Consider the following 25115-nt stretch of genomic DNA (forward strand, 5'->3'; position numbering starts at 1 on the left):
AGCCTTTTCTATAAAATACTGGGAATAGTAATTGGGTTTGAGGTTTGACTCATGCGGCTTTCATTCGTCGCAGTTATCGTGACCTTAGGGATTCTTTTTGGCGTCAGGATGTTTTCAATGACGAAGCGATGATTCTTGATATCCAATTTCACGGTTGCTCCAGGTAAACCATTCACTGTATAGACATCATTGGATATGGGAATACACTCAGCATATGAGACAAATGCTTTACTGGTGTTCATTGGATTACGCTCGGCTGCTGTCAATACCGGTGCTTTAGCTGGAGCTGCAATGATTGAGAAATTATTTTTTGAAATATTAAAGAAGGTTCCATTGCTCGCCTGCACCATAATACGGGCTGTAGTTGTGTTTAAATTAGGGGCGCAGATTTCTTCGTGCCCATTATTTGTTATGTTGGATAAAAGGGTATAGGGAAATGTTTTTCCGCCATCAGTAGATAAAAGGATGTTTACATTTTGGGCATTAACCGGAGTAAAATTGGTATTGGCAACATCCCAAGTAATTGTTTGTGGCGATAAACCTATCCAGTTGATGCCTTTGCTAGTAGGGGAGGTCACGATAAAAGGACCCGCATTAGTGGTTGTTGTTACAGTTGTATCAGTATATGCATTGCAAGAGCCTCCCGGAGTATTCCGACGTACTGAAACTCTGAATTTCATAATACGAGAAACTGAAGGTAAAACTTCCCATGTAAAAGGACCTCCGTTACTGAGCGCGTTGAGATTAGGGACGAAACGTGTGCCTGTCGGTTGTGGTGAGAAACTTCTAAAATTGGGTCCCCCTGTTGCTGTGCTGACTGGAGGCTGGGGAGAGACTTCATTATTCATTTGTTCCCAGGTATAGGTTAATACTTCAGTGCCGCCACTTTTAGTCGCTGATGCAGTCAAAGCAAAAGGGGTTTGCGCAGGAATTGTAACTCCTGCATTAACACTAGTAATTACAGGAGCATCAGGAATGTCTGTTGTAACAGGGCAGGTATGCGAGGGACTGGAGACAAAAGTGCCCATTTCTTGAAGATTAATGCCATTAAAATAAGCATCTGAATTTTTTTGAACATTAGGGGCGCAAATTCCAGCATAGCCCATAATGGAGCTACCACTTCCAGGTTCTACGGCTGTGGGTCCATTCCTTTGACAGCTATTGTTTTGTACGTGATTTGCGCCAAATTGATGTCCCATTTCGTGTGCTACATAGTCAATGTCGAAAGGGTCTCCTACAGGCTTGGCTTGACCAGTAACCCCTCTTGCTTTACGTTCATCATTACAAACACAGGCTAGCCCGGCATAACCGCTTCCTGCTGAATCTACAACATGGCCTATATCATAATTAGGTGCACCAATAACTTGATTCACATTCTCTTGATTCTCATTGATCATCTTTTCGGGAACACCGTGTGTATAGGGCTGATTATTAGGATCTGTATAGATAATAAGATTATTATTAGCAATAATTTGCATTGTAATGGCCATATCAATTTCATAAACACCATTCACTCTGTTTATCGTGGTTGCCTCTGCCCCCAATGCATCGTTTACTGTTCCGCCTTGAAATTGAGTGTATTCTGCTGTTGCTGCCATGGCTAGGCGGTATTTTTTGAGTTGGCAAGGATTAAAACGAGCGAAATGTTTTGAACTAACAGGCGAGGTTGCAAATTGATTTTGACTTTGGACGCCGCATTTCAAGTGCTTGGAGGTTATAAAGTCCTTTTTATTATAAACAATATAATATTGAGTATTTTTTTTTCTTAAGGGATCAATAAAAACCGGACTTTTTCCTGGTCTGAGAATCATCGCATGGAATCCCTGCGGAGTAAGATCCAGTTTGACGAAATCGCCTGGATCAGTAACCCCATAAGCATCATAGGTTTTAATTGTGGGGAATTTTGCACTGAGTTCCGGATGTAATGTACTGTTTTCGACAACTTGATACAGCTTAGTAGTTCCATCGGGCAAAGGAAGGGCAATTTGTGATGCAGTTCCTGATTTTAACTCATCTCGATGGGGTACGTTTTCCAGTTCCGCATACAGTTGGCTGAGGTCAATTTCAACAAGGCGAAAATGACTCGCTTGTATATTATTTTCCGTCTTGGTGGATATTGCTGATGGATTCACATCTTTAAAAAAATCCTCAATCACTTGATCTTGTGCAAAAGCAATGGAACAAAACAGTATGAGTGCTGAAGAAAAAAGCGTCCTTGTCATTATTTATCTCTAAGTAGTTGAGAGACAAAATGTATCATTAGAATGAACAGTATTCAAATTAGGAATGAATTTTGAGGGCTTTTTGGCACCCCCCTGCAGTGGTAATCCAATACTTATCGGTTTGCTCATCACTCCACACCTCAATATTGTCAGCGCATTGTTTTAACGCTGTGAGTAAAGGGGCAAAATCAAAATGTGCCCCATGTTCCGTGCAATTTTTCTCAAGTTCTGCCAGTTGTTGAGCTGCCATAATCTTCATATTTTGATCACAATCAGCCAATAACAATTTTAACATACCGGTATCTAATACCCAGGCCCCGCCCTGACCAATTCACGATAGTTCCTCTATTACTGAGGAGCAGTATCCTATTGTATAAACTATATTTTTCTTAAGACGGCTTTCTTCTTTCGATTCCTTGCTTTAAAATCCTTCTATTCATTACTGAGATGATAACAATGATTTACCAATTGAGAAGGTAAGCTTTGTCCATTATATTGAAACTCAAAAATGAGGGTGCTGTATGTGGCGTATATTCAAAAGATCTTATCTGGCGATAATTTTACTTACTGTAAGTCCTGTTCTTTCGGCAAGAGCCATTATCGATGCTGATGTCCTCCAAACTTTAAAACATTCCAGATCCTCTTCACATGCTCCTTTATCACTCCTGGTTTTTTTACATAATGCCTCGGAGAAAGAACCATTTATTGAACAGTTAAAAAAAACTCCCAATGTAAATGTAAAAGACCTCGGTTTTATGCCTGCAGTAGCAATACAAATTCCCAGAGATCGTACCTTGCTCTATCACATTGCTAATTTAAATGCAGCAGCACAAATTTCTTCACATCCAGCAGCTATGCCAGAGTTGGATGTTACGGCCCAAGTTTTAAAACTGACACCCTCATCCTTTTACCCTAATGTGAGTAATTGGTGGGCCCATGGTTATACTGGTCAAAAAGGAATTATTGGCATAATCGATACAGGAGTAGATCCTTTGCATTCTGCTTTATCCGGTAAAAGATTAGTAGTGCGCCAAGATGTAGGTTCTGGATATTCTAATCTGATTAATGGTGTAAAAGAGCCTCATGCAACAGGCGTCGCCTGTATTTATGCCAGTAATCATGAGAAATATAAAGGGATTGCTTATGGCGCTTCAGCCATCGTATCTGGATTAGCTGGAGAGGAAACTGCTGATCCTGCAAGTATTATGCGTACGATGGAAACTTTGGATTGGATGTTGAATCGTGCTGAACTGAAACCTACCATTATTAATTACAGTATGGGAAATGGTCGGCTCGATTTAAATTGTCCTGCTTGTCCTGAATGGAGTGGGCTAGCAAAAGTGATGGATTATGTAGTAAATACTCAAAAAATCCTTTGGGTAAAATCAGCAGGGAATGCTGGATACATAGAGCCAGCGCATCAATTTACCTTTGCCTCCACATTAACAGTCCCTGGTGATAATTATAATGCGCTTACTATTGCCAATATGAATACGCTGGTCACTGAAAATGAATCTACGGTAAAAACTGTAGATAGAGCCAAACATCATATAAAGAATACCAGTAGCCGAGGTCCTACACCTTTTGGTAGACGTAAACCTGATTTAACTGCCCCTGGCCATGATACGATGACGTGTGCTCCTGACCCTAAAATTTATGGTTTTGTCTATTCTAATGCGATGAACTATAAAGATGGTTATCGTCTCATGGGGGGAACAAGCTCAGCTGCCCCTCATGTAGGTGCGGCAGCATTGTTATTGCAAGATGCAGGGATTCAGAATCCTATGGCCATCAAGGCGTTACTTATTAACAGTGCGGATACTTGGACCGATGCGGGTTCAATGAATTCGGGACATACTAAAATTATGGGCTCAGCATGGAATCGAACGTATGGTTGGGGTTACCTCAATATGGAAAAAGCATTTCAACAAAGAAATAATATTGTGGAAAGCGAGTTGACCGTAGAACAGCCAGTGTGGGAATACCAAACTACATTGAAAAGAGGGCAAAAAGTTACCCTGGTTCATGAACGGCGCGTGGGATATACTGCAGAAGGGAGCGAATGGAAGCTTAGTCACCTGCAGATAGCCCTTATTGATGTGGAACATCAAAAAGTGATTGATATCGATACCAGTCCTATAGATACAGTGCACCAGGTTGCAAACTGTAAGCGTGAGCCGAATGAAACAAAATGTTCTGCAGAAAGTAAAACAATGAACGTTTTAGTAAGAGTTACATTATTAAATAAAGTCATAGACGGCAGCTCTAGCGAACCTTTTGCTATTGTGGTTCCTCCACAGGAAGGAGAAAATAGTTAAAGAGTCCCTTTTATTTAAAAATTTTTGCTAAAGACATATACTTTGTTATTTTCAAATACATGGATTTTTTATGCAAAGGACTTTAGCAAAACAATTTTTAGAGCGTGTAACGAAATATCTTAAGAAACAATCCAATCCAGCCATTATCAAAAATACTCTCCATGATTTTAGTTTAAATTCACTTGAAATTCGTGATCAAGGGTTCAAAAACTTCTTGGCTAAACTCACAGAAGAACCTATTGATTTGGAGCGACTCATTGAGTCTGTAAAAGAAGGTTTGCTAAACAATCCACCAATATGCGAGTTACTGGCTTTTATAGAGCACGAAGAATTAATTGCAGATCTAGAGTTAAATGAAATGTCAGAACAGCTGCAAATCCAGCTGAATTTATTATGTTTATTCGAGGCATTCGCAGTGACTATGGTAAACAGTTTCACATTGAATGAAGATATCTATAGTTTTACTACAAAACAAAGAAACACTTATTATCCTGGAAATCCCATCAATAATTTCTTTTTTTGTTCGAATAGAAATAACTTTTCTCTTTTTAAAAGCCTAAAATTAGTTTCTGTTGACCCCGTGATTACTGAAGGTGCATTTATTCGTGCATTAGGAGATGAGGAACTTAGTCAGGAAGAAATTGTTAAAAAATCAAAAGTGTTTATTAAGCAGCATGGATTAGCGCTGTGGAATGCCAAGATTTGTCCTCCTCCATTAGGTGAAATGCATGATGATTCAGTCAAAAATGTGAGTTTAAATATCTTGGAAGCAACTTGGGAAGAAAAGTATGAGGAGGATGGTCAACCGGCTGACAATGCTTTTGCAGGGGCTACGCTTATTCGTTTGTTAGAATGCCTTAGACCCTCTCACGGTTATTCTTTTAAAAATTTAGTTTTGCCTGAGGAAAGCTCAATAACAGAGGAGGGCGAATACAGCTTGTTACCTAACTTAATCATTAATCGACTTCCTAAAAGAGTCAGTCAATTTTATGTGTATAAAGAATGGATGCATTTGTACACTAGCTGGAATTTACTGTTTGTAATTCGCAATTTGGATAATAGCAAATTCCTGATGCTTAAACTTCTTATTCCCTCGGTATTGAATGCTATTCCTATGCAATATATGGAAACGCGGGTTTTTGCCCTTTATCTCATGGGTAATTTATACCATTTCAATAAATTAAGTATTTTTAAAGATGAAATTCATCTTGCTAATGGCAAAGCCATATTGGACAAATGGGGAGAAATAAATAAAAAATATGCAGATATTCTGCTAAAAACTTGTACCGCTGAATTAGATGAAACGCCTAGAGGTGTTTATCATGATATTTTCGGAGAGCATACTAATTTTTCATTAGCATATCATATAGCAAACTTCATTCGAGATTATGATAGTTTTCGGATTACCAATGACGAATCCCCTTCATATGCAATCGATGCGACATAATCCACGAGAATTATTCTTTTGTATCCATTTATAGAGGGATCTCATACGTTGATGTGTTGGTTTTTATTTATCTTCATGATAAAACTCAATAATTTTTATTAGGATCAGGACTTCGAAAAATCCCAATCTCTTCGTTAAAAAATGTTTTTAATTCGGTCATTTAGTCTATCTAAACTCCCTCATTAAAAACATTTTTTTGCCTCGATCTTGGGGTTTTTCGTAAGTCCTGAGGATATCAGAATTTAACAAAAGGATTAGGTTTTATAATGAGAAAAGCAGCTTTAAGTCTTTGGCTTGTCTTGAGCGTACTGATTTCACCACTATTTGCGAAAGATAAAATAAAAAATTTTGATTCCCAATCTAATGAATGTGTTGAAAATATAGAATTACGTGCCAGTAATGGTGGTTTATTTCTCGATCAGTGTCATATACACGATCGTGATATTCCACAAATTTTATCCTTTCTCAATAAGCACCCGGAAATCAATCGTTTAAGCATTTCGGACAATCAGATTGGCTATCAAGGTGCCGAATTACTTTCTACTAATACCCATATTCGATATCTTTTCCTGACTGGAAACCGTATTGGTTCACTTGGAGCTGAGGCATTAGCTAAAAATACTTCTTTGGTTTACCTTCTTTTGGGGGATAATCATATTGGCTCCTATGGAGCGGAGGCCTTAGCGAATAATACTACTTTGATATTTCTTTCACTTGATGGTAATCCTATAGGCTCTTTGGGGGCGAAATCATTAGCAAAAAATAAATCACTAACTCATCTTTCTCTAAAAAGAAGTCAAATCGGAGCAGAAGGTGCGAAAGCATTGTTTTCGAATCAAACATTGAAAAGTTTATATTTAGGTAACAACCGCTTAGGGAATGAGGGTGTAGAGTCTCTTGATAGAAATCAATCCCTCAACTTTATTGACTTGGAAAACAATAATATTGATAAAGATGGCGTTGAGATTATAGCAAGAAATCCCAATTTACTTTATCTCATTCTTGATAACAATCCATTACAAAATGAGGGGGCAGCTTTTTTGGCCCAGGCCAGTTCTCTCGAATGGCTTTCAACTGCTGGTTGTAGCATAGGTCGCGAAGGGGCTCAGTTTTTATCTGAATTGAGTCATCTTACCTTGCTTAATATCGACAATAATTTAATTGGTGATGAGGGTATCGCAGCTCTAGCAAAAATGAGTTCTCTGACTAATTTATATGCGGATAATAATCTTATTGGGGATGAAGGTGCAAAAATTTTAACCAAAGCGATACAACTGCAAAATTTAAGTTTGAGTCATAATTATATTGGAGATGAAGGCGCTTTAACTTTAGCTGAAACTGCAACTTTATATACCTTAGATGTAAGCTTTAATCAAATTACTGCAATCGGAATAAAAGCATTAAAAAGTAATGAAGTGTTGTCTTATTTGAATACTGAAGGTAACCCTGGAGATAAGCGGTAAGTTCATGCCCTATTGGCACATCTTGCGCGAAAAATAACACTTCGGAAGCCTCACATACTGATGATGTATGCTACGTTTTTTCAGTATCATATTCGCGCAACCTGCGCTCAAATCCAACCATTCCCCCATGAACGGTTACGATAAACGTAATATCCTCTAAATTTTCCTGGAGGAACACAGTGGAACCCGGGTTTCAGCCTACTTGTTTGAGGCCAGTCGAACTATTGTATCAATTGCTTTATCCAAACTTAGTTGTTGTGTTTCTCCAGTAGCTCGGTTTTTATATTCCACACAGTTTTGTTCCATATTTCGTTCACTTACGATGATACGATGTGGAATACCAATCAAATCGTGATCTGCAAACAACACGCCAGCTCTTTCATTCCGATCATCAATTAATACATCGATGTCTAATTCTTTTAAACGCTCATATAGTGCATCTGCTTGTTTTTGAACTACTTGTGAACGATGCCCATTTAAAGGAATTATGACTACTTGGAATGGTGCAATATTTTGAGGCCAGATAATTCCATTTTCATCATGATGCTGTTCGATTGCTGCTGCAACTACACGAGTGATACCTAAGCCATAACATCCCATTAACATAGTCTCTAATTGACCCTGTTCATTAATTACTGCAGCATTCATGGCTTTAGCGTATTTATCTCCCAGCTGAAAGACATGACCAACTTCAATGCCGCGGCAAGAGTGCAGTATTCCTTTCCCATCTGGACTGATATCGCCCTCTTTTACATTACGTAATTCATAAACAAGATATTCACTCACATCTTTATCCCAAGCAGCATGTTGATAATGTTTGTCTGCTTGATTGGCACCACAAATAAAAGAATCCATAGCAAGAGCATGATGATCCACGATTACAGGAATTGGTAAATTGACTGGTCCAAGAGAGCCAATGGGGGTCTTCAAGGTTTTTAAGACAGTTTCTTCATCAATAAATTGTAGGGGAGAATGCACCAAAGGATGTTTTATTGCTTTGACCTCATTGAGCTCATCATCGCCTCTTAAAACTAAAGCCACCATAGGGTGTTCTTTTCCTTTTACAATCAATGTCTTGATGGTTTGACTGCTTGCTACACCAAAGAATTTTGACACTTCAGCTATAGTTTTTTGGTTTGGAGTATCAACCAGAATCATTTTTTGAGTGGTGGGTGTTGCTTTTTCGGGTTTTAAACTGGTTGCTTGTTCAATATTTGCGGCATAATCTCCTTTATCACTATAGAAAATTAAATCTTCACCAGAGTCAGCCAATACTTGGAACTCATGTGATGCAGAGCCTCCAATAGCACCCGTATCGGCTTCAACTGCGCGATATTTAAGTCCCATGCGATCAAAAATACGACAATAAGCCTGATACATATCTTTGTAGGTCATTTGCAGGCTTTCTAGATTTAAATGGAATGAATATGCATCTTTCATAATAAATTCTCGTGCACGCATCACACCAAAACGAGGTCTGATTTCGTCGCGGAATTTAGTTTGGATCTGATAAAAGCTTGTGGGTAATTGTTTATAGGATTGTAACTCATTACGCATAATATCTGTGATTACTTCTTCATGAGTAGGGCCATAGCAATATTCTCTACCATTAGAATCTTTCATGGTGAGAAGCTGCCCGCCAAAGGTATCCCAACGCCCAGTTTCTTGCCATAGTTCAGCAGGTTGTACTGCGGGCATGAGCAACTCCATTGCGTTGATGCGATTCATTTCTTCACGGACTATCTGTTCTATTTTACGTAATACTTTTAAACCCAAAGGCATCCAGGTATAAAGGCCTGAACCCAGTTTACGAATCATTCCAGTTCTCAGCATTAATTGATGTGAAACAATCTCTGCATCGTTTGGAGTTTCTTTGAGAGTTGCTAAAAACCATTGAGACGCACGCATTTCTGCTCCTGAAAATAGTATTGTTCTTGAGTGCAAAGCATTATACAGAAGTTTCTGTTCAATAACAGATTAATTGGCGTGAGGCATCTAGCCTGCGAGGCGGAGCCCATTGTTATTAAATCATTTTTATCTTGGGCTCTGCTTCGCAGCAGCTATCTAGAGATGTTAAATCTTAATCTTGGCTTCTTCTAATAATGTATTTAGTTTGGAAGCCAGGTGTTCGTAATTTTTTCCTCCAAGTTGGCTTAATTCATACTCATAATTTTTATAATGAACTTTACCTGTCTGAACATTATAAACCCCACCAACTAGGGCAATATCATTTTGCTCGATCATGTCATGCAAAATAGAGCTGCGATCATAAATTTCCTGCATGGTATGGGCTACGTTTAACTCAGTAACATTGTCCACATAAGTTTTATTTTTACTGTGACGATTTGTTTCAGTTTCGCTCTCCGCATTGATCGCTGGTTTAATTTTGTCCAACAATTCTGTTATATGGCCTGTTTCAACTCCGTCGCACGCAGATTGAATGGCGCCACAACGCGTATGGCCCAGAACGACAATGAGTTTAACGCCAACAACATGACAAGCATATTCAATGCTGGCCAGAACGTCATTGTTCACCACGTTTCCAGCAACCCGCACACAAAAAACATCACCAAAGCTCATATCAAAAATTGTTTCTACTGGAACTCGTGAATCAATACAACCAAGAACAATGGCAATAGGATGTTGCCCTTTCGCTGTGAGTTTAATGTCCAATTGATTCGAACGGTGGATTGGGGTGTCATTGAGGAAGCGTTGGTTTCCTTCATGTAAAATATTTAATACCTGTGCTGGAGACAGGTGCGATTGCACGTCGTATGTGGTTACATTGATAAAATCAATATAATTATGAATCTTATAATGTTCTTTGAAGCCAATCAGATTCAATGCAATTTTTTTATTGGGCGCTTGTTCCTCTTTAAATTCTTTTAGAAGCTCAGAAATTTCTTTATCAATATACTGAGTATAACGCGCATCAATAATTAACTGTGATTCCCTGGGTATGGAATCAAGCTCGGCAACTAAAGCGGCTTTATTAAGAAAAGTCATTTGCTGGGGGAGTACTAAACGATTAATTTCTCCAGTAGGATGAATTTCTTTAAGGATATTAATTCGTGCCTGACTGTTTGATTTTAATATATAGAACAAACTTACTCCCAGCCCGATTAAAATGCCTGTTAGGAGGTTAAATACAATGATGCTGATCACTGTAGCGATAAATGGGATAAATCGATCACTACCTTGAGCATAAATAGAGCGATAAATTGAAGGTTTATTTAATTTATATCCGGTATAGATCAAAATTGCAGCCAAAGAAGATAAGGGAATTTTATTTAACGTGCCCGGGATTAACATCACCGCAAGGAAAATAAAAACACCATGCAAAATTGCTGACACTTTGCTTGTCGAACCTGCTTGAATATTGATTGAGGTTCTTACGATTACAGAGGTAATGGGAATCCCACCAATTAAACCAGCGGTCATGTTTCCCACTCCCTGAGCAACCAATTCTCGGTTTGAGGAGGGATGGCGTCGTTTTTTATCCAGTTTTTCCCCTGCTTTAAGATTCAATAAGCTTTCAAGAGAAGCCACAATGCCAATGATAAAAGCATAAAGATAGACTTTTGGATTCGCTAAAGTAGACCAGTTGGGATATTCCAATTGGCTAAATAGCTCACGATAATTATCTGTTTGGGGAATGTTAACTAACTGCGGCGAATTTTGAATCATGCTTGAATTGGTCCACAAAAACAACTCATTAAGCAACACGCCCAAAATAACGACGAGGATTGGTGCCGGTATTTCTTTTAGTATTTTATTTTTCGTCACATCAAAATAAATTAATGTGCTGAGAGAAAGAATCGTAATCAGCATCGCCCCAGTATTTATATGCTTATACACAGCAAGAATGGGACTTAATGAGATTTCTTCAGCGGTTTCTAACAAATGCATTTTGAGTTCGTTGAAATCTGCAGAAAGAGTAAATGCAAGTGGCAATTGCTTGATTATTAATAAAATACCGATGGCACAGAGTAGACCTTGTACGACATTGGAAGGGACGTAATCGGCGACAAATCCAGCTCGCAAACTTCCTATAACCACTTGAAGTAAACCGGCAAGAAATAGAGCAACTAAAAATGAATTGAAATCTCCTAGTTGAGTAAGGGCAGCTACTACCACCGCCGCCATACCAGCTGCAGGTCCACTGACACTAACGTGCGAGCCACTTAAGCAACCTACGACAACTCCACCAATAACGCCACTTAAAATTCCAGAGAAAAGTGGTGCACCAGAAGCCAAGGCAATACCTAGACATAATGGTATGGCGACGAGAAATACGACTATGGCTGCTACAAAATCAAATTTAAAGTAACGCTTGGCATAAATTCGAAATATACGTGAGTCAACCGATGTATTTGTAAACATGGGGATAGATCCTCTATTAACAAAATAAAGTGAAAAGGTTAAGCGAAAGTATTCTAATTTTAGACTAAAGTGCCATCTAATAAAACATTATTGTAACAAAAATGTTATTAAAATGTTACGGTTTAGTTAAGGATGTGTGCTTAACTAGGGCTATTTGGTTTGTTGGTGCTCATTGTGTTTGTGGTTTATAAGATTCGACTGATGCAAATAATTCAAAAAAACGAAAAGGAAAAGCCTAGACTAAAAGCAAGAAAGAGTGTTTTGTTAATTAAAACCCGGGATTGGCTACGTTGTTCACTACACTCTTATGCACATCTCACTGAAAAGCCATATTTGTACTCAAATCTGACTTTTCCCCAAAGATTTTCAACTTGTGACTAAGAGACAGGTCTTTCACCGGGCTTTAAAACAATTTTATACTTCTACTGAGTCGAATTCTTCTGTGCTAAAGAGTTCGCTGGTATTGATTGTTTGATTGGTGGCTAATTCATTTTCAAGATTTCTAAAATTCCACATATTTTGATCCATAAGTTGGCTGGGTTTGATGCTTTGCAGCGCATGCAGGATATTACTTGGAACTTTAGGATTTTCTTCGGCAAGTTGATTAATTAAATGTGTTACTTTTTTGCGCATTAAATTTTCCTGAGAACCACAAAGTGTACAGGGAATGATAGGGTAGGATTGCTCGTTGGCGAACGTGATAATGTCTTTTTCTTGAACATAGCATAATGGACGAATTACTATGTGCTTTTTATTATCGCTGAGCAATTTGGGTGGCATTGAGCGAATGTCACCATTATATAGGATGGACATCATTAAGGTACGAACCAGATCATCTCGATGATGGCCAAGAGCGATTTTATTGAAGCCATGTTCTTCGGCATAACGATAGATAATCCCGCGACGTAAGCGTGAGCATAAAGAACAGTATGTTTTACCTTCGGGAATTTTTTCTTTTACGATACTGTAAGTATCTCGAGTTAGGATTTCATGAGGAATTGAACGCTCGGCGAGCCATTGCCGCACTGCAGTATCATCCCAACCAGGTTGAGCCTGATCTAGGGTAAAGGAAAAGAGTTCAAATTTATTACCAGAACGCCGGCGTAATTGATCCAAAATAGTTAAAAGCGTAAAAGAGTCTTTGCCACCAGACAAACAGACCATAACACGATCACCACGCTGGATCATATTAAAATCTGCAATTGCTTTACCTGTATAATGAAGTAATTTTTTTTCAACTTGGGAGGGATTGGACATTATAAAAACCTGAATAAAAAATTGTTATTTAGTGGTAGTGCTTCCAGCAGAAACTAATCCGTTAACACGAGTTGTTTCTAACCATGAATTAATCAGCTCAAGATCATTTACGTTTAATGTTCCGGCAAGATATTTTAGAGTTAGAACGGCATTAATCAAACTGTATTGGTCATTAGCAAGTTGGTTCTGAGCTTCAAAAAGACGCTGTTGGGCATTCACTACATCCACCATGGTACGAGTGCCTACTTCAAATTGAGCCTCTGTACTTTCCAATGAATTCTGTTGGGAAATAACAGTTTGCCTGTCTGCCTTAACTTTGCTAATTCCATCAGTAATTGTGTTAAAAGCAATCCGGCTGTTTACTACCACATCTCGATAAGTTTGTTCGACTCGTTCGCTGGTAGCCCGAAAATTATGCTTTGCTTGCCGAGTTTGGGAGAGTACTAGTCCTCCTTGAAATGCAGGAAAGTTCAACGCCAAACTAACACTAGATTGTTTTTGATTTTCCGGTAAGAAAGGGCTGGATGTGTTGACTTCATTTGTTGTTTCTGCTGAGCTGCCTTGGATAGCAACAGTAGGCCAGTTGCCAGCAGACAGCGCTTTCATATTTTGACGTGCTACTTCAAGATTGCATTTGGCAGACAACAATTTGTAGTTTTGTTTAAGACCAGTATCTATCCACTCATCTACATCATTAGGTTCTGGCTTAATGAGAGGAATTTTTCCATCCCGCAGAGGCGCAATGAGTTCATAAACATGATTCGTTAATTTTCTTAAATTTTCACTTTGATTGATTTGGTTGTTACGGGAGGCAATAACCGTAGCTACCGATTGATCATAAGCTGCTTTTGCTTCATAAACAGAAGTAATTGGATCAAGACCCACCTCAAAGCGTTGTTTGGCTTGCTCGTACTGGCGCATGTTTGCGCGTTTTTTTGCCTCAGCGAAATTTAAAGTATCTTGGGCAAACAATATATCAAAGTAGGCTTTAGCTGTTCTAAGAATTAAATCCTGAGCTGCATCGTTAAAAGTAGCTTGTGCTGCTTTAACAGATGCCCTTGCTTGTTTTACTTTGGCCCAGGCTTGATAATTGAAAATAGCCTGAGATGCAGAAACTTGCCACATCTTGGATTTGTAATAGTCGTCTTGAACGCTGAAAAAGCCATCATTCACATGCAGAAAGTTTCGGCTTGTTTGCGCTGTAAGACCTGCTTGGGGTAGCAATGCTGCCCAGGCTTGAGGAACAGCTTCTTTATTAGCCATATACGTTTCATAGGCATTTTTGAATATAGGATCATTTTCAAGAGCTTGATGATAGATATCCATTAAGTCTGTTGCGGCAAATGCTTGCGACAACAGACCAAAAGCCATGAGATAGCAAATCAACAATTTTTTCATTTAAACTAAATCCTAAAATACAAATTCTTTTTGCATTGATTTATCGATCAATAAAGGAATGTTTGTTTCAAAAAGCAGTGCTTCATGCCAATTTTCACTATGATCTAGTTCATACAATCGGCCTTGCATGACAGGAGAAGCTCCTTCAATAACAAATAATTTTCCACCAGGAAGTATCTGTAATTTTTGAGTCTCATTTATTTGTTCTTTGGCACCAGTAAATACAACGACATCATAAGGAGCACTTTCTAACCAACCTTGACTGGCATCACCAGTAATTAATTCTACATTGTCACAGTGGTGTTTTTTTAATAGATGTGCCGCATTGGTAGTGAAATCGGCATAGTAGTCTATGCTGATTACTTTTTTACATAGCTTGCTGAGCAACGCGGTAAAAAATCCACTGCCAGTTCCTACTTCCAAAACGGTTTCATGACCTTGCAAATCCAATGCTTGTAGAATTTTTCCTTCTTCCAAAGGAGTAAGCATGCGTTGATCGTGATTAAGGGGTATTTGCATGTCTGAATAAGCAAAATGGATAAATTGTTCGGGAACGAATTCGTGTCTTAGTACAACATCATACAAATTAAGGATGGATTCGTTTAAAACATCGCCAGTTCGAAGTTGTTGTTTGACCATGTTAATGCGTGCGCTTTGATAACTCATTTGTTCTACCGTGTTGATTGTTTTAGGTTAAGATTGATTATTCATTTGCCAACGTTTTTGTTATTCGCAGTGATCCACTTTTGGTGATTTTAGAATTCCGCAAATAGCTGTGAAACAAGATGGCAGAAGTGAATTGTCAATACACTTTCAAAACTTTGGCACAATCTTAGCAAAAAAATAGCCCATGTGCTAAGAAATAATGTTTGAATCCCAAATTTCGTGGTGACTCTGTTTAAAGTTTGTTATGATCTGCAATTTTTAAGAGTTTTCTTAACCGATTTATAATTACCCATACATCATTCACGATGTTGAATGACAGGGAAATAAATATAATCTAACGACTGGGAGAATGCAGTGCTTGAGCAATTTACTGATTATTTGCAAACTGAAATAGCGACACTTAAGAGTGAAGGCTTATACAAAGGAGAGCGTGTTATTTCTAGCCAGCAACAAGCTGCTGTCACAGTAAATCATAAAGAAGTAATCAATCTTTGCGCTAATAATTATTTAGGTTTGGCTAATGACCCTCAACTTATTGCTGAAGGGCAAAAAGCACTGGCTCAGTATGGTTATGGTATGGCTTCTGTGCGTTTTATTTGTGGTACCCAAACTCCTCACAAACAGCTTGAACAGAAAATCAGTCAATTTTTAAGCAAAGAGGATACTATATTATATTCATCATGCTTTGATGCGAATACGGGTCTTTTTGAAACGTTATTAGGTGAGGAAGATGCGATTATTAGTGATGCATTAAATCACGCCAGTATCATTGATGGGATTCGTCTGTGTAAGGCTGCGCGGTATCGATATGCTAATAACGACATGAAAGCATTGGAAGAACAATTGATTGCTGCTAAAAATGCACGATTTCGTTTGATTGCCACAGATGGTGTTTTTTCGATGGACGGAATTTTAGCAAATCTTCCAGCAATTTGTGAGTTGGCAGATAAGTATGATGCCATGGTTATGGTTGATGACTCACATGCAGTTGGTTTTATGGGGGAAACTGGTCGGGGAACTCCAGAACATTTTGGCGTTAGCGATCGTATTGATATTATTACGGGTACCTTGGGTAAGGCCTTAGGGGGCGCTTCTGGCGGTTATACTGCATCAAACAAGACTGTCGTTGAATGGTTACGTCAGCGTTCCAGACCCTACTTATTCTCAAATACTTTGGCTCCAGTTATTGCGCATACTTCTTGTGTGGTTTTAGATAATTTAATGAAAAATAACCACTGGGCTGAAAAATTAAAACGAAACAGCCTTTATTTTCGTGAAGGGATGACGAAATTGGGATTCAAGCTAATCCCAGGAGAACATCCAATTATCCCCGTTATGTTGGGTGATGCGAGTCTGGCTGGGCGCATGGCAAATCGTTTGTTGGAGTTAGGTATTTATGTGGTTGGTTTCTCATATCCTGTAGTACCTAAAGGGTTGGCTCGAATTCGAACCCAAATGTCTGCAGCACATGAGCTACATCATTTGGATAAAGCGATCGCAGCCTTTGAAACAGTAGGTAAGGAATTTTCTGTTATTTAAAGCAAAACGCTCTTCTCTTAATTCTATAGGGACGAGCTAATTTTTGAGGTACTTTTATGAAATCATTAGTCAAGGCGAAAAAGGAACCTGGAATTTGGATGGAAGAAGTTGCAATGCCTGAATACGGCGTCAACGATGTATTAATTAAGATTAAAAAAACAGCGATTTGTGGTACTGATATCCATATATATTCCTGGGATGAATGGGCTCAAGCGACTATCCCCGTACCGATGACTGTAGGCCATGAGTTTTCTGGTGAAATTGTTGCAATAGGCCAGGAAGTGCAAGGACTACATGTAGGACAACGAGTTTCTGGTGAAGGACATTTAACATGTGGTTTCTGCCGAAATTGCCGCGCAGGTAAACGTCATCTTTGCCGTAATACTTTAGGTGTGGGCGTCAATAGACCAGGATGCTTCGCAGAATATCTATCTATTCCTGCCACCAATGTTATCGTTCTTCCAGATAACATTACCGACGAACAGGCCTCAATTCTTGATCCCTTTGGCAATGCAACTCACTGTGCCTTGGCTTTTGATGTAGTTGGAGAAGATGTATTGATTACTGGTGCTGGACCTATTGGGGTTATGGCAGCAGCAATAGTAAGACATATAGGTGCTCGTCATGTAGTCATTACGGATGTGAATGATTACCGTTTGGATTTAGCCCGTAAAATGGGTGTAACTCGTGCAGTAAATGTTAAATATGAAAAGCTGGCTGATGTTACTGCAGAGCTGGGCATGCTGGAGGGGTTCGACGTAGGCTTGGAGATGTCAGGAAATCCTATGGCGCTTAATGATATGATGAAAGCAATGAACCATGGCGGACATGTGGCCATGTTAGGTATTCCTCCTCAGGAAACAGCTATTGATTGGAACCAAGTTATTTTTAAAGGATTGGTAATTAAAGGTATCTACGGGCGTGAAATGTTTGAAACCTGGTACAAAATGATTGCTATGTTACAAAGCGGACTGGATATTTCACCAGTTGTAACGCATCGTTTCCCAGTGGATGATTACCAACAGGCATTTCAAATTATGGCATCAGGTCAATCAGGTAAAGTAATTCTTGATTGGTAGAAGACCATGAATTTTGAATAGCAATAGTAAAGATATTGTTGTAACCGGGTGAGGGCTTGACCGTAATACCCGGAAATATCGAGTATTATTTCCCCGGGTTATGGCGGTGCCTCACCCAGGCTACAAAGACAGTTTAAAGAAGACGGAGTAGTTATGTCACAATATATTTTTACCATGAATCGTGTCAGCAAAATTGTTGAAAATCAGCGATTTATTTTAAAAGATATTTCATTGAGTTTTTTTCCTGGCGCTAAAATCGGTGTTTTAGGATTGAATGGTTCTGGTAAATCAACTTTATTACGTATTATGGCAGGTGTTGATACTCAATTTGAAGGAGAGGCAAGGCCACAACCAGGAATTAAAATCGGTTATCTAGAACAAGAACCTAAATTGGATCCGGATAAAACCGTACGGGAAGTTGTTGAAGAGGGCGTGAAGGAAATGAAAGAAAAACTTGCACGCTTCGACGAAATTAGTATGCGCTTTGCAGAACCAATGAGTGACGATGAAATGAATACGTTGCTTGCTGAGCAAGGTGAGTTGCAAAATGCTATTGAAGCAGGTGGCGGTTGGGATTTAGATAGGAAGTTGGATGTTGCTGCTGATGCGCTGCGATTACCTGATTGGAATGCTGTTGTGGGTAAATTATCAGGAGGTGAGCGTCGCCGAGTTGCATTATGTCGGTTATTGCTTTCTAACCCCGATATGTTGTTGCTTGATGAACCAACCAACCATTTAGATGCAGAATCTGTAGCATGGTTAGAACATTATCTTGAAAGTTTTCCTGGTACTGTAGTTGCAATTACCCACGATCGATATTTCTTGGATAATGCGGCAGAGTGGATATTAGAATTGGATCGTGGTGAAGGGATACCTTATAAAGGTAACTACTCTTCCTGGCTTGAGCAAAAAGAAGCACGTCTAGAGATGGAGCAGAAGCAAGAAGATGCACATATGCGTGCAATGAAAGCAGAGTTAGAGTGGGTTCGCACCTCACCTAAAGGACGTCATGCTAAAAATAAAGCTCGCCTTGCTCGATTTGAAGAAATGAATTCGAAGGAATTTCAAAAACGTAATGAAACAAATGAAATATACATTCCACCTGGAGAGCGTTTGGGTGATCTGGTTCTTGAAGGAGAAAAAATCACCAAATCATTTGGAGATCGAATCTTAATTGACAATTTAGATTTTAAACTCCCTAAAGGGGGTATTTTAGGGATTATTGGTCCTAACGGAGCAGGTAAGTCTACATTTTTGAAAATGATTACTGGTCAAGAAGAGCCGGATGATGGGGTTATCCGTATTGGGGAAACGGTACAATTGGCTTACGTAGACCAATTACGTGATGAATTAAATCCCAATAAAACAGTATGGGAAGAGATTTCTGATGGTCATGACATAATGCAAGTAGGTAGTTTTCAAATGCCTTCACGTGCTTATGTAGGCCGCTTTAACTTTAAAGGTAGCGATCAACAAAAGAAAATGTCCCAACTTTCCGGGGGTGAACGTAATCGCGTTCATTTAGCAAAATTATTGAAAAGTGGTGGGAATGTATTACTACTTGACGAACCTAGTAATGATTTGGATGTTGAAACTCTACGTGCTTTGGAAGACGCGATTCTCAATTTCCCTGGTTGTGTTGTTGTGATCTCACATGATAGATGGTTCTTAGATAGAATTTGTACTCACTTGATGGCTTTTGAAGGTGATTCACAAATTACCTTTATCGAAGGAAATTACAGTGATTATGAAGCGGATAGAAGACGCCGTTTGGGTGATGAAGCGGATAGGCCGTCACGTATTAAATACAGAAAATTGGAATCATAAGTTTTAATTGAACGTATCAAAATTGAAATATCAAATGAAGATAAGTAGTAAACGTAACTACTTATCTCTCACTGCAGGTCTAGAGAGCCTATGCTGACCAATTTCTAGATCTCGCGGTAATTTGTAACTATTCGAAGGGAAATGCGATCTAGGGAAAAGAAAGAGAATTTCAAGAAAGTTTTAATCAAGTGGAGATAAAATTTAAATGAATAAGTTGTTTTGGGCAGGTTTGTTACTGTGTATTGGGGGGTTAACATCCTGTGTTGAGAATGATCCGTCTACTTTAATTACAGATGACGCAGGTTATGTGCATCGAACAGTTCACTATACAAAGGATAAACGAGGTCGTGATTATTTTCCGCAGAAGATTCAGGCAACAGGTGAAAAACGCTTTATTTTTGATCCAAAAGTTTCTGCATGGGCTGCTTACGATGAGGATGGTAATCGATTATTGACTGGTGGTGGATCAGCAGGTATTGATTTCTGTGAAGAAAATTCAAACCAATCGTGCCGAACTGTTACTGGAACTTTTAAAGTTTATAATCGAAGGGGAGCCGATTGCAAATCTGGGGAATATCCTGTAGATACTAAAGGCGGCGCTAAAATGCCTTATTGCACTTACTTTTATCAAGGATATACCGTCCACGCAGCATACGATGTTCCTGAACACCCATCCAGCCATGGCTGCATACGTATTTTCCCAAGTGCTGCCAAATGGTTAAGTGAAAACTTTTTCAAAATAGGTACAAAAGTTATTGTTTTAGAATATCCAAATGAAGCGGGTGCCAATCAACCTGCTGTACATGCATAATGAGCGGAGATGAATTATTCATCTCCCCTAAGTTTAATTTCACTATAGCCTGGGTGACGCGAATGCGGAACCCAGGCTATAAATTTTCAGGTAGGAACGGCAATATTCCGAATTAAGAACTACTGGGGTGGGAGCGAAGGTTGTGTCGAGCTCTTTTCTGGCAAAGTAGGTTGTCCAGTAGTAGCTGGTGACTGAGTCGCTGAGGGATTTGCAGTAGTTGGTTGTGTGGTTGTCATTGGAGTTGACGGTGTAGCTGGATTTGGTGCAGTTGAGCTAGTTGGAGTTGTAGTATTTTCAGTGTTTGGATTCATGACAGTGGCAGGATTAGGGTTAAAATCTGGTGGTAGTTTTTGAGTTACTGTCCCTCTTGGAGCAGCAATCATCTGAGTAATTCCCAAGTCCCCAGTTATCTTACGGCCTATAGTCACATCAACACTGAGTAATTGTGTTACTTTTTCTTTGTCATTCTGATAAACAACTTGCAAAGGCAAATTAATTTTCCATTGATTGTCTTTCGCTTCTGTTAAGATAACTTGTCCATCCACTTGACTGCTCACAGTTAGTTTTTGAGATTTAATGGCTTCCAGATTACCTGATTTTTGCAAAGCAGTATTAAATCCAGTCCATCCTTGCTCAGTGAAACAAGGTTGCAATTTTTGCAGTTGAGCGTCTAAATTATTTGGGTCAAAGTCAAAAGATTGAGTCACTGCTTTTGCAGCCCATTTCAGAACCAATGATTGATCAATAGTTTTGGTTTCTGCAGGTATTTTATACTCACAATTGATTGGTGCTGCGGGTGCCTGTGCTGGATTTATTGATGGTATATTTTGACCTGGAGGCGTTGGCGTAGCGGAGGGTTGTTGTACAGTGCCTTGAGTTTGAGGCTGGGGCGTAGAAGGGGGCTGTTGTACCGTGGCTGGAGTTTGCGGCGGAGGTGTTACTGGCTGAGTAACATCAGCATGTACTTGAGTACCAAGTAGCGCAAACAGAGTACTCCCTAGTAATGTGTTCTTCATGAAATTGACTCCTTAAATAGTATGTAGCAATTCTGCGATAATAAGAGCAGCCAGTCTAGCAGTTTTTTGTTCTTGATCCAAAGGCGGTGATAGTTCAGCGACATCAAAACTAACTACTTTGCCACTTTGAATAATGTATTTCAAGAGTGGTACAATTTGCCAGGGAGTGAGTCCTAAAGGTTGGGGTGCACTCACGCCAGGAGCAAATGACTCAGCTAGAACATCTAAACAGAGTGTCAGATAAATATGATCCAGATTGAGCATGAAATCATCGAGAAATGCCAAATGCCACGCTAAGCTGTTCGAATATAACTCTTCAGCAGTCAAATAATTAACATTAAGCTCGTCAGCTCGTTCAAAAAGGGAAGAGGTATTTCCCATTTTTTGGATTCCAATACAGCAATAATTAAAGGGTTGGCTATTTTCTTTACAGTACGCTGCAATTTGTGAAAAGGGAGTTCCTGATGTACCTGGCTGATTTTTTTGGTGGGGTCTTAAATCAAAATGTGCATCAAAATTAATAATTCCTAATTTAGTATAATGGGGCGCCAAACCTTGATAATGTCCCCAGGCAATTTCATGGCCTCCACCTAAGGCAACTGTTTGATGACCTTGTTGATGACAAAAACTGATTAAATTGGCAAATTGAGTTTGCGCAGTTTCCAGCTCATCTTCTTCACAAAAAATAGTACCTAAATCAAAAATTGGCTTATCGATAGAACATGGGAGCTTTGCTAATTGTGTTTTGATTTGATCCGGCCCTAATTTTGCTCCTGGTCTTCCCATATTACGACGAATACCTGCATCGCTGGCAAAACCAAGTAAAACCGTTTTTTTCTCTTTCGTGATTAGATCGGTTTGTTTTACAGGAAAAATAATTTTTTGAAAGAACCGTTCAGCATTAATCGTATCTTTTCTACCTTGCCAGAGTGCAGGATTGGCACGTTGGTAATTGGAAAGATGTTCAAACATTAAATTCTCCCTCTGCTCAAATGATGATGTTACAATTTATCTAAGATGCGTTTTATAAAAATCTGCATTTATCCTTATCCATTAAATCCTACTAATATTTATTCTTAAGCTATCTTAACTCTGAGCTTAAATGCAATTGATAGCAACTACTTTAGAAAAATCTGCATTATAAGTTACAGTACAGCTTTTTGTTTCTGCAGGAATCATTTGAATCAATTGAATTTTGGTATTTGTATATTCACAGGCAATCCAAGTTTCTTGTTCACCAAATGTCCATGTTAATTTTTTATTTTTTGAAGACTCGGTATCAGGTGCAAGGCTTGCATGTTCTTTAGGATGTCCTGAATAAAATGTGATACGTTCAAAATGATTGGCGTCATTTAATTTATCCGAGAATTCATTCCATTTTGTGATTTCGTGGTGTAACGATTGATTCGTTTGAATAACCTGAGGGCACTGTATCGTTGTTGCAGACGCTAAGTTGCATAACACGATATGTCCTAGAAAGAAGCTGATGCAAACAGGAGTTCTCATTTTGATTGGCCTTCGATTATTTTATTATTGAATTCATTATAACATGATGGTGTCGTGTCAAAAGATTTGATTCCTGTCCAATCTATAACAGAATTTACTTATCCAGCAATGCACGCGCATAAAATTATGCCAACTTTATTCAATGTCTGGTATTATTTATCGCACGTTAAATAAAAAAGAGTAAGAGGATATTGTGATTGTTATTACCGGTGGAGGAAGTGGGATAGGAAGATCATTAGCTTTTTCTTTGGCAAAACGAGAGCAATCAATCTTAGTTGTAGGGCGAACAGAGAAGGCTTTGCAAGAAACAGCAGCTTTTTCTGAAAACATCCAATACATTTGCGCCGATGTATCAACATGTGAAGGGTTGGCGTCAATTAAAAATCGTTTGCACGATGTCAATCAAATTAGCGCTCTTGTTAACAATGCAGGAACTTTAAATCCATTGGTTCCCATGAAGGAAATTGATCCTAAAGACTGGAATCAAACATTAAATACAAATTTGAATGCGGCCCTTTTTCTTCCACAATTAATCTATGATAAATTGACTGATGGCCGTGTTTTAAATATCGGTTCTGGAGCTGCCTATTTCGCGATTAGAGGCTGGGCTGCATATTGTGTATCTAAAGCCGCCTTATCGATGTTAACCAAGTGCTGGCAGCTGGAATCTGATTCAATTGCTTTTGCTAGTGTTATGCCTGGGATAATTGATACAAATATGCAAGCAATCGCTCGAAGTAAAGAAAATCCTGATTATGAGAAAATTAGCTTTTATAAGCGCTTGAAAGATGAAAATCGATTGGTTTCACCCGAGACAGTCGCTGAATTTTTGACTTGGCTTTTGTTGGATGTAGACAAGGACACTTATATGTCTAAAGAATGGGATATATATGATACGAAGCACCATAAAGCCTGGCTTAAGCCTCCTCATCAAGTTCAACATTGGGATTTTTAATGCCTGTCTGCGACAAATTATTATTAAATGCGACGACCATCGATGCTCAAGGAAATCAATTAACGCAACAAGCTGTTGCGATTAAAGAGGGTCTTATTGTCTGGTGTGGGGCGCAAGCACAATTGCCAAAACAATTTTATGAAGCCCCGCATCAAGAAGAATGTCAGGGGCAATTAATTACCCCAGGTCTTATCGATTGCCATACTCATTTGGTTTACGGGGGTAATCGGTCGACTGAATTTCAAATGAAACTGGCTGGTGTCAGTTATGCCCAAATTGCTAAAACGGGTGGTGGAATTTTATCTACTGTCCGGCACACTCGAGCCGCTTCTGAAGAGGAGTTGATCAAACAATCTTTGCCAAGAATTCTTGCTTTACGAGCTGACGGTGTAACTACAGTGGAAATTAAGTCAGGTTATGGCTTGGATTTGGCTAATGAATTGAAAATGCTTAGAGTAGCTAAACGTTTAGGCGAATTAGCGGGCTTAAGGGTTAGAAAAACCTTCCTTGGAGCCCATGCAATAGGCCCTGAATTTCAAGGAAACAGCCAAGCGTATATTGATGTACTTTGTCAAGAAATGCTGCCTGCATTATGTGAAGAGAATTTGGTAGATGCAGTGGATGTATTTTGTGAGTCCATTGCTTTTTCATTGAAACAAACTGAGCAAGTTTTCGCAGCCGCTCAGGAATTAAAGCTCCCCATAAAATGTCACGCCGAGCAATTATCCAATATCGGAGCAAGCAAGCTTGCAGCTGAGTTTGGTGCTTTATCTTGTGATCATTTGGAGTTTTTAGATGAAAAAGGCGCATCTGCTATGGCAATGGCAAACACAGTTGCTGTTTTGCTTCCTGGTGCTTATTACTTTTTGCGTGAAAAGCAAAAACCTCCGGTAGAATTACTGCGGCGAGCTGGGGTAGGTATGGCTGTTGCTACCGATTGTAATCCTGGTTCATCACCAACTACGTCATTACGTTTGATGATGAGTATGGCTTGCCAATTCTTTTCATTAACGGTTCCCGAAGCTTTAGCTGCAGTCACCAGCCAAGCGGCAAGAGCATTAGGTTTGCAAAAGGAGGTAGGGACTATTGCTGAAGGTATGAACGCTGATTTGATATGGTGGTCTGTTAATGACAGTGCTGCTCTTTGTTATTACTTTGCATATCCTTTACCACATCGTATGATGATTGCAGGGGAATGGGTTTCTAAACCAGATACTTACTAGGAAAA

19 protein-coding genes are annotated in these 25115 nt (G+C 39.1%); 9 read left to right on the forward strand and 10 right to left on the reverse strand.

Features of this window, described 5'->3' with window-relative positions; all coding sequences use genetic code 11:
• Positions 1–8: 8 nt before the first annotated feature.
• A complete protein-coding gene (locus tag ELY20_RS00665; RefSeq protein ID WP_110141207.1) occupies positions 9–2222 on the reverse strand; it encodes a reprolysin-like metallopeptidase in 2214 nt (737 codons plus the stop codon).
• A gap of 58 nt (positions 2223–2280) precedes the next feature.
• Positions 2281–2517, reverse strand: coding sequence for a hypothetical protein (locus tag ELY20_RS00670; protein WP_110141208.1), 237 nt, complete (start codon positions 2515–2517; stop codon positions 2281–2283).
• A 226-nt stretch (positions 2518–2743) separates the two neighbouring features.
• On the opposite strand from ELY20_RS00670, the gene ELY20_RS00675 reads away from it, so the two are divergent.
• The 3 genes from ELY20_RS00675 to ELY20_RS00685 all read left to right on the forward strand — a co-directional run bounded on the left by ELY20_RS00675 (position 2744) and on the right by ELY20_RS00685 (position 7450).
• On the forward strand, positions 2744–4540 hold the full coding sequence (locus ELY20_RS00675; RefSeq protein ID WP_110141209.1) for a S8 family serine peptidase: 1797 nt from the start codon (positions 2744–2746) through the stop codon (positions 4538–4540).
• 70 nt (positions 4541–4610) lie between these two features.
• A complete protein-coding gene (locus ELY20_RS00680; RefSeq protein ID WP_110141210.1) occupies positions 4611–5987 on the forward strand; it encodes a hypothetical protein in 1377 nt (458 codons plus the stop codon).
• Positions 5988–6253: 266 nt separating this feature from the next.
• The gene (locus ELY20_RS00685; RefSeq protein ID WP_233590458.1) at positions 6254–7450 is read left to right on the forward strand and encodes a hypothetical protein; all 1197 of its coding nucleotides are present in this window, start codon (positions 6254–6256) and stop codon (positions 7448–7450) included.
• 198 nt (positions 7451–7648) lie between these two features.
• On the opposite strand, the gene ELY20_RS00690 is transcribed toward ELY20_RS00685, so the two are convergent.
• The 5 genes from ELY20_RS00690 to ELY20_RS00710 form a co-directional block, all read right to left on the reverse strand.
• Positions 7649–9358 carry a proline--tRNA ligase gene (locus tag ELY20_RS00690; protein WP_110141220.1) on the reverse strand — a complete coding sequence of 570 codons (1710 nt, stop codon included), beginning with the start codon at positions 9356–9358 and terminating at the stop codon, positions 7649–7651.
• Positions 9359–9523: 165 nt separating this feature from the next.
• Complete coding sequence (locus ELY20_RS00695) at positions 9524–11833, reverse strand: bifunctional SulP family inorganic anion transporter/carbonic anhydrase (protein WP_110141221.1); 2310 nt, start codon at positions 11831–11833, stop codon at positions 9524–9526.
• Positions 11834–12247: 414 nt separating this feature from the next.
• Entirely contained in the window at positions 12248–13090 is an 843-nt protein-coding gene (ttcA, locus tag ELY20_RS00700; protein WP_165831559.1) for a tRNA 2-thiocytidine(32) synthetase TtcA, read from the reverse strand.
• Between the two features lie 24 nt (positions 13091–13114).
• Positions 13115–14488 (reverse strand): TolC family outer membrane protein, encoded by a 1374-nt coding sequence (locus ELY20_RS00705; RefSeq protein WP_110141223.1) that lies wholly within the window; start codon positions 14486–14488, stop codon positions 13115–13117.
• 12 nt (positions 14489–14500) lie between these two features.
• A complete protein-coding gene (locus ELY20_RS00710; RefSeq protein WP_110141224.1) occupies positions 14501–15154 on the reverse strand; it encodes a protein-L-isoaspartate O-methyltransferase family protein in 654 nt (217 codons plus the stop codon).
• Positions 15155–15508: 354 nt separating this feature from the next.
• Here ELY20_RS00710 and ELY20_RS00715 point away from each other — a divergent pair, with 354 nt between their 5' ends.
• The 4 genes from ELY20_RS00715 (at position 15509) to ELY20_RS00730 (ending at position 20410) form a co-directional block, all read left to right on the forward strand.
• Entirely contained in the window at positions 15509–16693 is a 1185-nt protein-coding gene (locus tag ELY20_RS00715; protein ID WP_110141225.1) for a glycine C-acetyltransferase, read from the forward strand.
• A 56-nt stretch (positions 16694–16749) separates the two neighbouring features.
• On the forward strand, positions 16750–17772 hold the full coding sequence (gene tdh / locus ELY20_RS00720; RefSeq protein ID WP_110141226.1) for an L-threonine 3-dehydrogenase: 1023 nt from the start codon (positions 16750–16752) through the stop codon (positions 17770–17772).
• Positions 17773–17925: 153 nt separating this feature from the next.
• The gene (ettA, locus tag ELY20_RS00725) at positions 17926–19599 is read left to right on the forward strand and encodes an energy-dependent translational throttle protein EttA (RefSeq protein ID WP_110141227.1); all 1674 of its coding nucleotides are present in this window, start codon (positions 17926–17928) and stop codon (positions 19597–19599) included.
• 205 nt (positions 19600–19804) lie between these two features.
• Positions 19805–20410, forward strand: coding sequence for a L,D-transpeptidase (locus ELY20_RS00730; RefSeq protein ID WP_110141228.1), 606 nt, complete (start codon positions 19805–19807; stop codon positions 20408–20410).
• Positions 20411–20529: 119 nt separating this feature from the next.
• Here ELY20_RS00730 and ELY20_RS00735 read toward each other — a convergent pair whose 3' ends face one another.
• The 3 genes from ELY20_RS00735 to ELY20_RS00745 form a co-directional block, all read right to left on the reverse strand.
• Entirely contained in the window at positions 20530–21426 is an 897-nt protein-coding gene (locus tag ELY20_RS00735; RefSeq protein ID WP_110141229.1) for a DotI/IcmL family type IV secretion protein, read from the reverse strand.
• 12 nt (positions 21427–21438) lie between these two features.
• Positions 21439–22398: a formimidoylglutamase gene (hutG, locus tag ELY20_RS00740; RefSeq protein ID WP_110141230.1), complete on the reverse strand. Its 960-nt coding sequence runs from the start codon at positions 22396–22398 to the stop codon at positions 21439–21441.
• A gap of 126 nt (positions 22399–22524) precedes the next feature.
• Entirely contained in the window at positions 22525–22932 is a 408-nt protein-coding gene (locus ELY20_RS00745; RefSeq protein WP_110141231.1) for an STY0301 family protein, read from the reverse strand.
• A 193-nt stretch (positions 22933–23125) separates the two neighbouring features.
• Between ELY20_RS00745 and ELY20_RS00750 the strand changes: the two genes are divergently transcribed.
• Together ELY20_RS00750 and hutI are read left to right on the forward strand one after the other, a co-directional pair.
• Complete coding sequence (locus ELY20_RS00750) at positions 23126–23887, forward strand: SDR family NAD(P)-dependent oxidoreductase (RefSeq protein WP_110141232.1); 762 nt, start codon at positions 23126–23128, stop codon at positions 23885–23887.
• The gene (hutI, locus tag ELY20_RS00755; RefSeq protein ID WP_110141233.1) at positions 23887–25110 is read left to right on the forward strand and encodes an imidazolonepropionase; all 1224 of its coding nucleotides are present in this window, start codon (positions 23887–23889) and stop codon (positions 25108–25110) included. Before ELY20_RS00750 ends, hutI begins: the two co-directional genes overlap by 1 nt.
• Positions 25111–25115 lie beyond the last annotated feature (5 nt).

The sequence above is a fragment of the Legionella qingyii genome, assembly GCF_003990155.1.
GTDB lineage: Bacteria > Pseudomonadota > Gammaproteobacteria > Legionellales > Legionellaceae > Legionella > Legionella qingyii.

Coding starts and splice junctions, on each gene's coding strand:
- ELY20_RS00665 (WP_110141207.1), bottom strand. CDS start 2,222: ATGACAAGGACGCTTTTTTCTTCAGCACTCATACTGTTTTGTTCCATT.
- ELY20_RS00670 (WP_110141208.1), bottom strand. CDS start 2,517: ATGTTAAAATTGTTATTGGCTGATTGTGATCAAAATATGAAGATTATG.
- ELY20_RS00675 (WP_110141209.1), top strand. CDS start 2,744: ATGTGGCGTATATTCAAAAGATCTTATCTGGCGATAATTTTACTTACT.
- ELY20_RS00680 (WP_110141210.1), top strand. CDS start 4,611: ATGCAAAGGACTTTAGCAAAACAATTTTTAGAGCGTGTAACGAAATAT.
- ELY20_RS00685 (WP_233590458.1), top strand. CDS start 6,254: ATGAGAAAAGCAGCTTTAAGTCTTTGGCTTGTCTTGAGCGTACTGATT.
- ELY20_RS00690 (WP_110141220.1), bottom strand. CDS start 9,358: ATGCGTGCGTCTCAATGGTTTTTAGCAACTCTCAAAGAAACTCCAAAC.
- ELY20_RS00695 (WP_110141221.1), bottom strand. CDS start 11,833: ATGTTTACAAATACATCGGTTGACTCACGTATATTTCGAATTTATGCC.
- ttcA (WP_165831559.1), bottom strand. CDS start 13,090: ATGTCCAATCCCTCCCAAGTTGAAAAAAAATTACTTCATTATACAGGT.
- ELY20_RS00705 (WP_110141223.1), bottom strand. CDS start 14,488: ATGAAAAAATTGTTGATTTGCTATCTCATGGCTTTTGGTCTGTTGTCG.
- ELY20_RS00710 (WP_110141224.1), bottom strand. CDS start 15,154: ATGAGTTATCAAAGCGCACGCATTAACATGGTCAAACAACAACTTCGA.
- tdh (WP_110141226.1), top strand. CDS start 16,750: ATGAAATCATTAGTCAAGGCGAAAAAGGAACCTGGAATTTGGATGGAA.
- ettA (WP_110141227.1), top strand. CDS start 17,926: ATGTCACAATATATTTTTACCATGAATCGTGTCAGCAAAATTGTTGAA.
- ELY20_RS00730 (WP_110141228.1), top strand. CDS start 19,805: ATGAATAAGTTGTTTTGGGCAGGTTTGTTACTGTGTATTGGGGGGTTA.
- ELY20_RS00735 (WP_110141229.1), bottom strand. CDS start 21,426: ATGAAGAACACATTACTAGGGAGTACTCTGTTTGCGCTACTTGGTACT.
- hutG (WP_110141230.1), bottom strand. CDS start 22,398: ATGTTTGAACATCTTTCCAATTACCAACGTGCCAATCCTGCACTCTGG.
- ELY20_RS00745 (WP_110141231.1), bottom strand. CDS start 22,932: ATGAGAACTCCTGTTTGCATCAGCTTCTTTCTAGGACATATCGTGTTA.
- hutI (WP_110141233.1), top strand. CDS start 23,887: ATGCCTGTCTGCGACAAATTATTATTAAATGCGACGACCATCGATGCT.